Origin of the sequence: Xanthomonas sp. LMG 12461 (assembly GCF_009192935.1) — a bacterium.
Lineage (GTDB): Bacteria > Pseudomonadota > Gammaproteobacteria > Xanthomonadales > Xanthomonadaceae > Xanthomonas_A > Xanthomonas_A sontii.
This window is the reverse complement of sequence record NZ_NQYT01000037.1, coordinates 23,227-36,699: the sequence shown is the minus strand read 5'-3', so window position 1 is coordinate 36,699 and position 13,473 is coordinate 23,227. Positions and strand designations below refer to the sequence as shown.

General features: G+C 72.4%; 11 protein-coding genes. 8 read left to right on the top strand and 3 right to left on the bottom strand.

Annotated features, from left to right (window positions below; translation table 11 throughout):
• The first annotated feature begins 3 nt into the window (after window positions 1-3).
• The 8 genes from ilvG to leuB all read left to right on the top strand — a co-directional run bounded on the left by ilvG (window position 4) and on the right by leuB (window position 8,096).
• A complete protein-coding gene (gene ilvG / locus CEK68_RS10580) occupies window positions 4-1,725 on the top strand; it encodes an acetolactate synthase 2 catalytic subunit (RefSeq protein ID WP_152239330.1) in 1,722 nt (573 codons plus the stop codon).
• Window positions 1,709-1,957, top strand: a complete 249-nt coding sequence (locus CEK68_RS10575) for an ACT domain-containing protein (RefSeq protein ID WP_017910519.1) — start codon at window positions 1,709-1,711, stop codon at window positions 1,955-1,957. Before ilvG ends, CEK68_RS10575 begins: the two co-directional genes overlap by 17 nt.
• A 177-nt stretch (window positions 1,958-2,134) precedes the next feature.
• The gene (locus CEK68_RS10570) at window positions 2,135-3,235 is read left to right on the top strand and encodes a threonine dehydratase (protein WP_017910520.1); all 1,101 of its coding nucleotides are present in this window, start codon (window positions 2,135-2,137) and stop codon (window positions 3,233-3,235) included.
• Window positions 3,232-4,788 carry a 2-isopropylmalate synthase gene (locus CEK68_RS10565; RefSeq protein ID WP_026144683.1) on the top strand — a complete coding sequence of 519 codons (1,557 nt, stop codon included), beginning with the start codon at window positions 3,232-3,234 and terminating at the stop codon, window positions 4,786-4,788. Before CEK68_RS10570 ends, CEK68_RS10565 begins: the two co-directional genes overlap by 4 nt.
• 84 nt (window positions 4,789-4,872) lie before the next feature.
• Window positions 4,873-6,288, top strand: coding sequence for a 3-isopropylmalate dehydratase large subunit (leuC, locus tag CEK68_RS10560; RefSeq protein WP_152239329.1), 1,416 nt, complete (start codon window positions 4,873-4,875; stop codon window positions 6,286-6,288).
• Entirely contained in the window at window positions 6,288-6,467 is a 180-nt protein-coding gene (locus tag CEK68_RS10555; RefSeq protein ID WP_048492492.1) for a hypothetical protein, read from the top strand. The genes leuC and CEK68_RS10555 overlap by 1 nt, the downstream gene beginning before the upstream one ends.
• A complete protein-coding gene (gene leuD, locus CEK68_RS10550; RefSeq protein ID WP_152239328.1) occupies window positions 6,467-7,045 on the top strand; it encodes a 3-isopropylmalate dehydratase small subunit in 579 nt (192 codons plus the stop codon). Before CEK68_RS10555 ends, leuD begins: the two co-directional genes overlap by 1 nt.
• Complete coding sequence (leuB, locus tag CEK68_RS10545; protein ID WP_152239327.1) at window positions 7,035-8,096, top strand: 3-isopropylmalate dehydrogenase; 1,062 nt, start codon at window positions 7,035-7,037, stop codon at window positions 8,094-8,096. The genes leuD and leuB overlap by 11 nt, the downstream gene beginning before the upstream one ends.
• Before the next feature lie 175 nt (window positions 8,097-8,271).
• Here leuB and CEK68_RS10540 read toward each other — a convergent pair whose 3' ends face one another.
• The 3 genes from CEK68_RS10540 to CEK68_RS10530 are packed head-to-tail and all read right to left on the bottom strand — an operon-like array spanning window position 8,272 to window position 13,463.
• The gene (locus CEK68_RS10540; RefSeq protein WP_152239326.1) at window positions 8,272-11,277 is read right to left on the bottom strand and encodes a ligand-binding sensor domain-containing diguanylate cyclase; all 3,006 of its coding nucleotides are present in this window, start codon (window positions 11,275-11,277) and stop codon (window positions 8,272-8,274) included.
• A gap of 54 nt (window positions 11,278-11,331) precedes the next feature.
• Window positions 11,332-12,789 (bottom strand): ATP-binding protein, encoded by a 1,458-nt coding sequence (locus CEK68_RS10535; protein WP_226977837.1) that lies wholly within the window; start codon window positions 12,787-12,789, stop codon window positions 11,332-11,334.
• Window positions 12,786-13,463 (bottom strand): response regulator transcription factor, encoded by a 678-nt coding sequence (locus tag CEK68_RS10530; RefSeq protein WP_010344484.1) that lies wholly within the window; start codon window positions 13,461-13,463, stop codon window positions 12,786-12,788. The genes CEK68_RS10535 and CEK68_RS10530 overlap by 4 nt, the downstream gene beginning before the upstream one ends.
• Window positions 13,464-13,473 lie beyond the last annotated feature (10 nt).

Genomic DNA, 13,473 nt, shown 5'->3' with positions numbered 1-13,473 from the left:
CGTATGAACTCCTCCGCTCACGGCACGCCCCGCAACGGCGCGCGCTGGCTGACGCAGGCCCTGGAAGCCGAAGGCGTGGACACGCTGTTCGGCTATCCGGGCGGCACCATCATGCCGTTCTACGACGCGCTGGTAGACAGCCAGCTCAAGCACATCCTGGTGCGCCACGAACAGGGCGCGGCGCTGGCCGCCAACGGCTACGCCCGCGCCAGCGGACGGGTCGGCGTGTGCGTCGCCACGTCCGGCCCGGGCGCATCCAACCTGGTCACCGGCATCGCCGATGCGATGCTCGACTCGGTGCCGATGATCTGCCTGACCGGGCAGGTCGCCACGCCGCTGCTGGGTACCGACGCGTTCCAGGAACTGGACGTGTTCGGGTTGACCCTGCCGATCGTCAAGCACAGCTTCCTGGTGCGGCACGTGGACGACCTGCCGCAGGTGCTGCGCGACGCGTTCCGCATCGCCCGCGAAGGGCGGCCGGGGCCGGTGCTGATCGACCTGCCCAAGGACGTGCAGCTGGCCGATGCCTCGCATCTGCCGGCGCACGTGCCGGCGGCGGTGCCGACCCCGCCGGCGCCGCAGGACGCGGTGCTGGCCGAGGCGCTGGCAGCGATCGCCGGCGCCGAGAAGCCGGTGATCTACGGCGGCGGCGGCATCGCCCTGGGCGATGCGGTGGACGCGTTCCGCGCGTTCGTCGAGGCCACCCGCATCCCCACCGTGCTGACCCTGCGCGGCCTGGGCGCATTGCCGCACGCGCACCCGCATTACCTGGGCATGCTCGGCATGCACGGCACCCGCGCCGCCAACATGGCGGTGCAGGAGTCGGATCTGCTGATCGTGGTCGGCGCGCGCTTCGACGACCGTGCCACCGGCAAGCTGGCCGAGTTCGCGCCGTTCGCGCGGGTCATCCACCTGGACGCCGACGCCTGCGAGATCTCCAAGCTGCGCCAGGCCGACATCGCCGTGCCCGGCGACGTGGCGCAGGCGCTGCGTGCGCTGTCCGCGGCGACCAGCACCTGCGAGGCCTGGCACGCCCGCTGCGTCGGCCATCGCGAGAAGTTCGGCGCGCGCTACGACGCGCCCGGGCAGGACATCTATGCGCCCGGCCTGCTGAAGCGGCTGAGCGAACTGGCCCCGGCCGACACCGTGATCGCCTGCGACGTCGGCCAGCACCAGATGTGGGTCGCCCAGCACTGCCGCTTCAACCACCCGCGCAACCACCTGACCAGCGGCGCGCTGGGCACGATGGGCTTCGGCCTGCCGGCGGCGATGGGCGCGCAGTTCGCCTGCCCCGACCGCACCGTGGTGCTGGTCAGCGGCGACGGCAGCTTCATGATGAACGTGCAGGAGCTGGTCACCATCGCCCGCTGCAAGCTGCCGGTGAAGATCGTGCTGCTGGACAACAGCTCGCTGGGCATGGTGCGGCAATGGCAGGAGCTGTTCTTCGCCGAGCGCTACAGCGAGATCGACCTGTCCGACAACCCGGATTTCGCCGCGCTGGCGCAGGTCTTCGGCATCCCGGCCAAGCGCATCACCGCGCGCGGTCAGGTCGACGACGCGCTGGCCGAGCTGCTGGCGCAGCCGGGCCCGGCGCTGCTGCACGTGGCCATCGACGCCCGCGCCAACGTGTGGCCGCTGGTGCCGCCGAACACCGCCAACAGCACCATGCTGGAAAGCAATCCCGCTGCCCAGCGCCAGGAGACGACACATGCGTTACCAGCTTGACCTGGTGCTGAAACCGATCGACGGCGCCCTGCTGCGCGCGATCGGCATGGCCGAACGCCGCGGCTTCGCGCCGATCTCGATCAGCGGCGCACCGGTGGCCGAGGACGCCGGCCGCTGGCACCTGCAACTGGTGGTGGACGGCAACCGTCCCGGCGAGACCCTGCGCCTGCAGATGGAGAAGGTCTACGACTGCGAATCGGTGCGCGTGACCGCGCTGGATGGGGTGGTATGAAGAGGTCGGGACTCGGGACCCGGGACCCGGGACCCGTGGCGGTCGCCGCGGGTGTCAGGCGCAGCGCGAAACGCGCGAAAGCGAGGGTTGCGCGGAGGTGTCTTCTTCCATGGAGGTCGCTTCTCCGGGAACCCGCTTTTCCCGGGTCCCGGGTCCCGGGCCGCGGGTCCCGAGCGCATGTCTAACATCCCCGCCCCGCAGGAGCCGGACGTAGGCCACGTCGCCGTCAGCGTGGCCGACGTGCTGGCCGCGCAGGCGCGGCTGCGCCGCTATCTGCCGCCGACGCCGGTGCATTACGCCGAGCGCTTCGGCGTCTGGCTGAAACTGGAAAACCTGCAGCGCACCGGTTCCTACAAGGTCCGCGGCGCGCTCAATGCGTTGCTGGCCGGGCTGGAACGCGGCGACGAGCGCGCGGTGATCTGCGCCTCCGCCGGCAACCACGCGCAGGGCGTGGCCTGGGCCGCGCACCGCCTGGGCGTGCAGGCGATCACGGTGATGCCGCATGGCGCGCCGCAGACCAAGATCGCCGGCGTCGCGCACTGGGGCGCCACCGTGCGCCAGCACGGCAACAGCTACGACGAGGCCTTCGCCTTCGCCCGCGAGCTGGCCGAACAGAACGGCTACCGCTTCCTGTCCGCCTTCGACGACCCGGACGTGATCGCCGGCCAGGGCACGGTCGGCATCGAGCTGGCCGCGCACGCGCCGGACGTGGTGATCGTGCCGATCGGCGGCGGCGGCCTGGCCTCCGGCGTGGCGCTGGCGCTGCGCTCGCAGGGCGTGCGCGTGGTCGGCGCGCAGGTCGAGGGTGTGGACTCGATGGCGCGGGCGATCCGCGGCGACGTCCGCGCCGTGGATCCGGTGCCCACCCTGGCCGACGGCGTCAAGGTTAAAATCCCCGGGTTCATCACCCGCCGGCTGTGCGCCAGCCTGCTCGACGACGTGGTGATCGTGCGCGAGGCGGAACTGCGCGAAACGCTGGTCCGCCTGGCGCTGGAGGAGCACGTCATCGCCGAGGGCGCCGGCGCGCTGGCCCTGGCGGCCGGGCGCCGCGTCGCCGGCAAGCGCAAATGCGCGGTGGTGTCCGGCGGCAACATCGACGCCGGCGTGCTGGCGACGCTGCTGTCGGAGGTGCGCCCGCGCCCGCCGCGCAAGCCGCGCCGCCGCAGCGCCGAGCGACTTCGTAGCCAACGTCCCGCCCCGCCCGCTCCTGCCCGCATCGCCGCGTCCCCGCATCCCCATCCGCAAGCCACCGCCGCCGTAGAGGAACCCATCTGGTGAACACTTCCGTTTCTTCCCAGACCCCCCGCATCCGCATTTTCGACACCACCCTGCGCGACGGCGAGCAATCCCCCGGCTGCAGCATGACCCCGCCGCAGAAGCTGGTGATGGCGCGCGCCCTGGCCGAGCTGGGCGTGGACATCATCGAGACCGGCTTCCCGGCCAGCTCGCAGTCCGACCGCGAGGCGATGGCGCTGATCGGCCGCGAAGTGCGCGGCCCGACCCTGGCGGTGCTGTCGCGCTGCCTGGCCGCCGACATCGAGACCTCGGCGCGGGCGCTGGAAGCGGCGGCCAATCCGCGCCTGCACGTGTTCCTGTCGACCAGCCCGCTGCACCGCGAGCACAAGCTGCGCATGACCCGCGAGCAGGTGCTGGAGTCGGTGCGCAAGCACGTCGCGCTGGCGCGCCAGTACGTGGACGACGTGGAGTTCTCGGCCGAGGACGCCACCCGCACCGAGGAGGATTTCCTGGCCGAGGTCGCCAGCGTAGCGATCGCCGCCGGCGCCACCACCATCAACCTGCCCGACACGGTCGGCTTCACCACCCCGGAAGAGATCCGCGGCATGTTCGCGCGGATCATCGCCAGCGTCCCTGGCGCCGACCGGGTGGTATTCAGCGCGCACTGCCACAACGACCTGGGCCTGGCCGTGGCCAACTCGCTGGCCGCGGTGGAAGGCGGCGCGCGGCAGGTGGAATGCGCCATCAACGGCATCGGCGAGCGCGCCGGCAATTGCGCGCTGGAAGAAATCGCGATGGCGCTGAAGGTGCGCAACGCGTTCTACGAACTGGACACCGCGATCCACACCCCGCGCATCGTCGCCACCTCGCAGTTGCTGCAGCGCCTGGTCGGCATGCCGGTGCAGCGCAACAAGGCGATCGTCGGCGGCAACGCCTTCGCCCACGAGTCGGGCATCCACCAGCACGGCATGCTGCGCCACCGCGGCACCTACGAGATCATGCGCCCGGAAGACGTGGGCTGGGAGTCCTCGCAGATGGTGCTGGGCCGCCACAGCGGCCGCGCCGCGGTCGAGCAGCGCCTGCGTGCGCTCGGCTACGTGCTGGACGAGGCCGAACTGAACATCGCCTTCGACGCGTTCAAGGCGCTGTGCGAGCAGCAGCGCGTGGTCAACGACGCCGACCTGCAGGCGATGATGCAGGACGCGCCGGAGAGCCAAGGCTACCGCCTGTCGTCGATGACCGTCAGCGACCGCGGCCAGCGCGCCAGCGCGCAGGTCGAGCTGTCCGATCCGGACGGCCAGCGGGTCAGCGAGCGCGCCGAGGGCGACGGCCCGGTGGACGCCCTGTTCGCCGCACTGTCGGCCGCCACCGGCGTGCAACTGGTGCTGGACAGCTACCAGGTACACAGCGTCGGCATCGGCGCCGACGCGCGCGGCGAGGCCAATCTCAGCGTGCGCCACGGCGAGGTCGAGTACGACGGCACCGGCACCAGCCGCGACATCATCGAGGCCAGCGCGCTGGCGTGGCTGGACGTGGCCAACCGCGTGCTGCGCCAGCGCCAGGGCGCGCCGGCCGCGGCCGACGCGCTGGCCTGAGCGGCCACAGCGCGGTCATCGTCCTCGTGCACGCTCGCCTTCGCTCCCCTTCCCCGCCCAGCTTTCCTGCCAGGTAGTTCCGCAATGTCCGCCACTCCCCGCACCCTGTACGACAAGCTGTGGGACGCGCACGTCGTCGTCCCCGAAAGCGCCGCCGCCCCGGCGGTGCTGTACATCGACCTGCACCTGATCCACGAAGTGACCTCGCCGCAGGCGTTCACCGAACTCAAGACGCGCGGCCTGGCGCCGCGCCGGCCCGACCGCACCAAGGCGACGATGGACCATTCCACGCCGACCCTGCCGCGCGGCGCCGACGGCAAGCTGCCGTACTACACCCCGGCCTCCGAGGCGCAGGTGGACATGCTCGCGCGCAACTGCGCCGACTACGACATCGAACTGTTCGACATGGGCTCGGACAACCGCGGCATCGTCCACGTGATCGCGCCGGAGCAGGGCTTCACCCAGCCCGGCATGACCATCGTCTGCGGCGACAGCCACACCTCCACGCATGGCGCGTTCGGCGCGCTGGCGTTCGGCATCGGCACCAGCGAAGTCGGCCACGTGCTGGCCACCCAGTGCCTGTTGCAGCGCAAGGCCAGGACCATGGCGATCACCGTCGACGGGCCGCTGGCGCCGGGCGTGGGCGCCAAGGACGTGATCCTGCACATCATCGGCGTGATCGGGGTCAACGGCGGCACCGGCCACGTGCTGGAATACCGCGGCTCCGCCATCGAAGCGATGGACATGGAGCAGCGCATGACCCTGTGCAACATGTCGATCGAGGCCGGCGCGCGCGCCGGCATGATCGCGCCGGACCAGGTCACCTTCGACTGGGTCGCCAACACCCCGCGCGGCCCCAAGGGCGCCGACTTCGACGCCGCCGCGCAGCGCTGGTCGCAGCTGCGCAGCGATCCCGGCGCGCGCTTCGACGCCGAGGTGCGCATCGACGCGCGCGACATCCGCCCGACCCTGACCTGGGGCACCCACCCCGGCACCGCGATCGCGGTGGACGTGCCGATCCCGGCCGCGCAGGATCCGGCAGCGCAGAAAGGCCTGCACTACATGCACCTGGAAGCCGGGCACGCGCTGATCGGCACGCCGGTGGATGTGGTGTTCGTCGGCTCCTGCACCAACGGCCGGCTCAGCGACATGCGCGAAGTGGCGCAGGTGCTGCGCGGCCGCAAGGTGGCGCCGCACGTGCGCATGCTGGTGGTGCCGGGCTCGGAGATCGTCAAGCGCCAGGCCGAGGCCGAGGGCATCCACGAGGTGGTGCGCGCGGCCGGTGCGGAATGGCGCGAATCCGGTTGCTCGATGTGCATCGCCATGAACGGCGACCTGGTGGCGCCGGGGCAACTGGCGGTGAGCACCAGCAACCGCAATTTCGAGGGCCGCCAGGGCCCGGGGTCGCGCACCCTGCTGGCCTCGCCGCTGACCGCGGCCTGGGCCGCGGTGAACGGCCAGGTCAGCGATCCGCGCGCGCTGTTCGCGGAGGTCGCGTGATGGCGCCGCACATCGCCGCGTTCGCGGCCACGCTGACCTTCGTCGCCACCACCACCCGCGCCTTCGCGCACCGCCACCAGCCGCTGCTGCCGCCACACGTGCCGCCCGCGGCGCTGCCGCCGGTGGCCGACGCCGCGGCGCCCGCCCCCGACTCCGTCGCTTCCCAGGAGACCCCGTGATGGCCGGCTTCGCCACCCTCACCTCGCGCAGCGTGGTGCTGCGCCAGACCAACATCGACACCGACCAGATCATCCCGGCGCGGTTCCTGTCCACCACCGAACGCGCCGGCCTCGGCCGCCACGCCTTCAACGACTGGCGCTGGCAGGCCGACGGCACGCCGAACCCGGAGTTCGCCTTCAACCAGGCGCACAACGCCGGCCGCCAGATCCTGCTGGCCGGGCGCAACTTCGGCTGCGGCTCCTCGCGCGAGCATGCGCCGTGGGCGCTGACCGACCTGGGCCTGCGCGCCATCGTCAGCAGCGAGATCGCCGACATCTTCCGCAACAACAGCCTCAAGAACGGCCTGCTGCCGATCGTGCTGGCCGAGGACGACGTGCAGACGCTGATGCAGCGCCCGGACGACGAACTGACCGTGGACGTGGCCGCGCGCGAGCTGCGCACGCCCGACGGCCGCGTCTACAGCTTCCCGCTCGATGCGTTCTCGCAGACCTGCCTGCTCGAGGGCGTGGACGAGATGGGTTACCTGTTGCTGCGCCAACCCGACATCGAACGCTACGAGGCCACCCATGCACGCTGACATCGTCGTCCTGCCCGGCGACGGCATCGGTCCGGAAGTCGCCGCCGCCGCGGTCGCGGTGCTGCGCGCCGTCGCCGCGCGCCACGGCCACGACTTCCAGTTCCACGAACACGACATCGGCGGCATCGCCATCGACCGCCACGGCGAGCCGCTGCCGGCGGCGACGCTGACCGCCTGCCAGGGCGCCGACGCGGTGCTGCTGGGCGCGGTCGGCGGACCGAAGTGGTCCGACCCCAACGCCAAGGTGCGCCCCGAACAGGGCCTGCTGGCGATCCGCCGCGGCCTGGGCCTATTCGCCAACCTGCGCCCGGTCAAGCCGCACAAGGCGGCGCTGGACGCCTCGCCGATCAAGCCGCACCTGCTGCAGGGCGTGGACATCGTGGTGGTGCGCGAACTGACCGGCGGCATCTACTTCGGCGACAAGACCCGCAGCGCCAGCGACGCCAGCGACCTGTGCCGCTACACCGTCGCGGAAATCGAACGGGTGTTGCGCAGCGCGTTCCGCCTGGCCCGGCAGCGCCGCAACCACGTGGTCTCGGTGGACAAGGCCAACGTGCTGGAAACCTCGCGGCTGTGGCGCGACGTCGCCGCGCGGATCGGCCGCGAGGAATTCCCGGACGTGCGCCTGGAACACCAGTTGGTCGATTCGATGGCCATGCACCTGCTGGCCAAGCCGCGCGAGTACGACGTGATCGTCACCGAGAACATGTTCGGCGACATCCTCACCGACGAAGCCTCGATGCTGGCCGGCTCGCTGGGCCTGCTGCCGTCGGCCTCGCTGGGCGATGGCCGCATCGGCCTGTACGAGCCGATCCACGGGTCGGCGCCGGACATCGCCGGCAAGGGCATCGCCAACCCCTACGCGACCATCCTCAGCGCGGCGCTGCTGCTGCGCCACTCGCTGGGCCTGGAAGCCGAGGCGGCGGCGATCGAGCAGGCGGTGGATGCCGCGCTCGACGCGCAGGCGTTCACCGCCGATCTCGCCGCGCCCGGCCAGGGCATCTCAACCGAAGCCGCCGCGCAGGCGGTGCTGCAGCGCCTGCAGGCCTGACCCGCGCCGGCCGTCTCCCGCCCGCCGCGGCGATGCGGCGGTGCGCAACGCCCCACTGCAACGCCCCACGCGCTTCGCGGCGCCTGCCTGGCGCCTGCCTGGCGCCTGCCCGCGCTTCCCACGCAAGCTGCGTCGCCGCGCCACCGACGCGCTGCGTCCGGGTTGCGGCAGCGGCCTAGCCGACCACCCGATCGCGGCCTTCGCGCTTGGCCTGGTACAGGTGCTTGTCGGCCTTCACCAGCAGGTCGCGGCGGGTGCGCAGGGCCGGCGACAGGCAGGCGAAGCCGATGCTGGCGGTGAAGCGCACCGCGCGACCGTCGTCGGCGTACAGCACCAGGTCGGCCACGCGCAGGCGCAGCGCGTCCAGGCGCGCGCGCGCCGCCTCCTGGTCCAGGCCGGGCAGCACCAGCAGGAATTCCTCGCCGCCATGGCGCGCGGCGAACGCCTGCTCGCCGAGGCTGTCGCGCAGCGCCTCGCCGACCCGGCGCAGCACCTCGTCGCCGATCTCGTGGCCGTAGGCGTCGTTGATCTTCTTGAAGTGGTCGATGTCCAGCAGCGCCACGCACAACGGCGTGCGCGCGCTCAGCGCCCGCTCCAACGCCGCGTTGAGATAGGGATCGCCGGTGCGCCGGTTGGGCAGGCCGGTCAGCGCATCGTGCCCGGCCTGGTAGGCGAGCTTGCGCACCAGGTCCTCGCGTTCGAGATTGGCCAGCTTCAACGCCAGGTTCTTGGCCTTCAGCTCGTGGGTGCGCTCGGCGATGATGGTGTTGAGCCGGCGCTGGCGGCGCCGGTAGCGATAGCTGCGGCCGCGGTACCACCACAGGATCAGACCGGTCGCGCACAGCGCCGCCAGCACCACGAACGGCCAGCGTTCCCAGAACGGCGGCACCAGCTGCAGTTGCAGCGAGGCGCTGCCGATGCGTTCGCTGCGCGACCAGTCCAGCGGACTGGTCATCGCCTGCACGTCCAGGCGATAGCTGCCCGACGGCAGGTTGGTGTAGACGGCTTCCTCGTTGCTGCCGGCATCGACCCACTGCCGGTCGAATCCCTGCAGGCGGTAGCGGTAGCGCACCTTGTCCGGCGAGCGGAAGCTCAGCCCGGCATAGCCGACCGCGAGCCGGGCGACACCGCCGTGCAGGCGGTACTCGCCACGCAGCGGCTGCGCCACGCCATCCACCTGTACATGCGAGATCACCAGCGGCGGCGCACGCACGTTGCGCCGGCTCGGCAGGGCCGGATCGATCAGCGCCAGCCCGGCCGAGGTCGGGATCAGCAGCACACCGTCGCGGCTGCGCCAGCCGGCCGGTGCGCTGCTGCCGTTGCCCTGCCCGCCGGGCATGCCGTCGCTGCGGTCGACCACATCCACCGCAAGGGTGCTGCGCTGGCCCGCGTCGAGCTCCGCCAGCCGCGCACGCGCGATGCGCAGCACGCCGCGGTTGCTGTTCGCCCACAGGTTGCCGTTGCCGTCGTCGAGCAGCCGGAACAGCTTGTCGCGCGGCAGACCGACGCTATGGTCGTAGATGCGCCACTGCCCGCCGCGCAGCCGCAGCAGGCCACGGTCGCTGGCGACCCACAGGGTGCCGTCGGCATCTTCGAGGAAGTCGAAGGCGTTCTGCGCCGGGAAGCCCTGCCCGCTTGGCCGCGCCTGCAGCGTGCCGTTGCCCGCGAGCGTGGCGACGCCCTGATTGGTGCCGATCCACAGCACGCCGGCGTGGTCGCGGTACAGTGCCTGCACCTGTCGCCCGGGCAGGCCGTCGGCGCTGCCGTAGGCCCGCGTGCGATCGCCCTTGCGGTACAGCAGCCCCTCGTTGCCGCCGATCCACAGGCCGCCGTCGGCATCGGCCAGCAGCGCGCGCACCATGGAGCGCGGCACGCCCGCGGCCACGCCCAGGCGTTGCCGGATCGTGCCGTCGGCCGACAGCAGCAGCACGCCCTGGTCGTAAGTACCCACCCACATGCCGCCGTCGCGGGCAGCGGCCAGCGCCAGCACCGATGGATCGCGGCCCGGCCGCTCGCTCAGCCGTACCGCGCGGATGCGGCCGCCCTCCCAGCGGTCCACGCCGGCGGCGTGGCCGATCCAGATCGTGCCATCGGCGTTCTGCTCGACCACACGCACGTAGTCGCTGCCGAGCCCGTCCTGGCGGGTCAGGCCGCCGGCGTCGCCCTTGGCGACACGGAACAGCCCGTCGGTGCTGCCGGCCCACACCAGGCCCTCGTGGTCCTCGATCAGCGCGGGGCTGACCACGCCGGAGATCGACAGGACTTCGTCGCTGGCGCCGTTGGCGGTGCGCCGCAGCAGTTGCCCGCTGGACAGGCTCATCCACAGCTGGCCGTCCTGATCCTGCAGCGCGGCATCGACGCGCTGGCCGCGCCGCAGCCATTGCAGCTCGCCGTTGCGGCCGAGCCAGAACACGCCCTCGTCGCTGGCCACCAGCAGGCCGCCGTGACGGTCGGGGGTCAGCCGCCGGATCGAGGCGGTGCGCATCGCCGCCGTGCCCCAGCGTTGCGCCTGCGTGTCGTGCGCGGTCAGGCGGAACAGCCCCTGCGAGGTGCCCACCAGCACCGCATCGCGGTAGCGCAGCAGCGCGGCGATGCGGGTCCGGCGCAGCCCCGCGGCGGTGCCGACATCGACCAGGCGGCCGTCGGCCTCGATCCGGAACAGGCCGTCCTCGCTGCCCACCCACAGCGCGCCGTCGGCATCGCGCAGCATCGCGGTGACCCGCAGGCGCTGCGCGCGCGCATCGCCCAGATGCTCCCAGCGCCCGGCGGCGTAGCGGAACACGCCGTCGTAGGCGGTGCCGACCAGCATGCCGCCATCGGTTTCGGCGAGCAGTGCGAACACGCCCGACAACTCCATGCCCGGGGTGTTCTGGCGATCGAAGACGGTGAAGGCGCGGCCGTCGAAGCGGGCCACGCCTTCCCAGGTTCCCACCCAGATCATGCCGTCGCGGTCCTGGGCCAGCGCGTGCACCAGGTTGTGCGGCAGCCCCTCTTCCATGGTCCAGCGCGCGATCACCGGGCGGTCGAGCACCGCGCGCTCGGTCAGCGGCGCGGCCGGTTCGGCGCGCGCGGCGGCACTGGCGCAGCACAGCGCCAGCAGCAGGCATATCACCACGCCCAGGCGGCGACACAGCGCGTGCGCGCCGTCGCGACTATCGTGACGCCGATCCCCCTGTTCCATCCCTTTCCGAATCACACCTGCAACGGCGCGCGGGTACCCCCTGTGGGCAGATGGCTAATCTATCACCGCCTGTTCGGCGCCGATGTCAGGGTGTTCCTGACGCCCAGGCCTGGCTCGCGGGGGCAGCGGCAGGGTCACGCAGACGCGCAGGCCGCCCAGGGTCGGCGAGGCGTCCAGGGTCACCTCGCCGCCGTGCGCGGTCACCACCTCGCGCACGATCGCCAGGCCCAGGCCGCTGCCTTCCACGCCACTGCCCAGCTCGCGGTGGAAGCGCGCGAACACCCGCTCGCGCGCCTCGGCCGGGATGCCGGGGCCGGAATCCTCGACGCTGAAGCAGACGCCGTCACGGCCGGCGCACAGCGCCACCTCGACCTGGCCCTGCGGCGGCGCATAGCGCAGCGCGTTGTCGATCAGGTTGCGCACCAGCGCCGACAGCGCCGCCTCGTTGGCCGGCAGCCGTGCCGGGTCGTTGCGGCGCAGGTGCAGGTGCTGGCCGCGGCGCGCGGCCTGGTCGCGCGCCTCCTCCACCTGCAACGCCACCAGTGCGTCCAGCGCCAGCGGCGACAGCGCCGCGGCGGCAGCCCCCGGCTCGACCCGGCTCAGGGTCAGCAACTGTGCGACCAACCGCTCCACCCGGCGCACGCTGGCGTCCAGGTGCCGCTGCGATTCGCTGCGCTCGTCGGCGTCGCGGGCCTGGCGCAGGTTGTCGGCGTGCACCTTCAGCGCGGCGATGGGAGTGCGCAGTTCGTGCGCGGCATCGGCGATGAAGCGGCGTTCGCGCTCCAGCGCGGTCTGCAGGCGCCGCATCAGCCCGTTGACCGCGGCGACCAGGCCGAGGATCTCGCGCGGCACGCCCTGCAGCGGCAGCGGTTCCAGCCGCTGCGGGTCGCGCTCGCCGATCGCCTGCGAGACCCGGCTCAGGGCGCCGCTGGCCCAGCTCACCACCAGCCACACCAGCACCACCAGCACCGGCAGGGCCAGCAGCAACGGCAGGGCCGTGCCCAGCGCGATGTCCTCGGCCAGTTCCTCGCGGATATCGGCCTGTTCGCCGGTCTGGAACCAGCGCCCGCCCGGCGAGCGCAGGCTGAAGGTGCGCCAACGGTCGCCATCCAGGGTGACGTCGGCGAAGCCGGCGCGCAGCGGCGCCAGCTGCCGGGTCGGCCCGCTGTCCGAGCGCAGCAGCAGATGGCCATTGCGGTCGCGCACCTGGAACGCGAGTTTGCTTTCGTAGGCGTGCCCGGTGCGGAACGCCAGCGCCTCACCCACGCCCTGCGCCTGGCCATGCCAGCCGCGGATCACGATGGCGTCGCCGGCAGGGCCCAGCCGCGACAGATCGTCCAGCGGCTCGTCGACCAGGCTCAGCAATACGCGCGAGGACTGCACCAGCTTGGCATCGAACATCTCGCCGGCCTCCTGCAGCCCGGCGCGGTAGCTCAGCAGCGCGGTCAGCGCGAACACCGGCACCACCACGCCGAGCAGGCCGCCCAGCAAGCGTCGCCGCATCGAACTCATGGCGCCGCCGTCGCGGCCTGGGTGTCGAGCGCGTAGCCGACCCCGCGCACGGTGCGGATCAGCGCCGGATCGAGCTTGCGCCGCAACTGGTGCACGTGCACGTCCACCGCGTTGCTGGCCACATCCTCGTCCCAGCCGTACAGCCGCTGCTGGATCGAATCGCGGGCGATGGCGCGGCCGTGGCGCTCGGCCAGCAGCCACAGCAGGGCGAACTCGCGCCGGGTCAGGTCCAGGGCACGGCCGCGCCAGCGCACCGCCAGGCGCTCCGGGTCCAGGTGCAGCGCGCCGATCTCCAACTGCGGCGTGGCGCGGCCGGCGCTGCGCCGCAGCAGCGCACGCGTGCGCGCCAGCAGTTCGGTCGTATCGAAGGGCTTGCCCAGGTAATCGTCGGCGCCCACGTCCAGGCCCAGCGCACGGTCGGCCGGCCGCTCGCGCGCGCTGAGCACCAGGATCGGCACGTCGGCACCGAGCTGGCGGGTGCGCCGGATCACCTCCAGCCCGTCCATCCGCGGCAGCCCCAGGTCCAGCAGCACCAGGTCGATCTCGCCATCGCCGATCGCGGCCAGCGCGGCAGCACCGTCCTGCACCCAGTCCACCGAATAGGCGGCGCGGCGCAGGGCGGTGCGGATGCCCTCTCCCAGCGACAGATCGTCTTCCACCAGCAGGATGCGCATGACCGCAGTG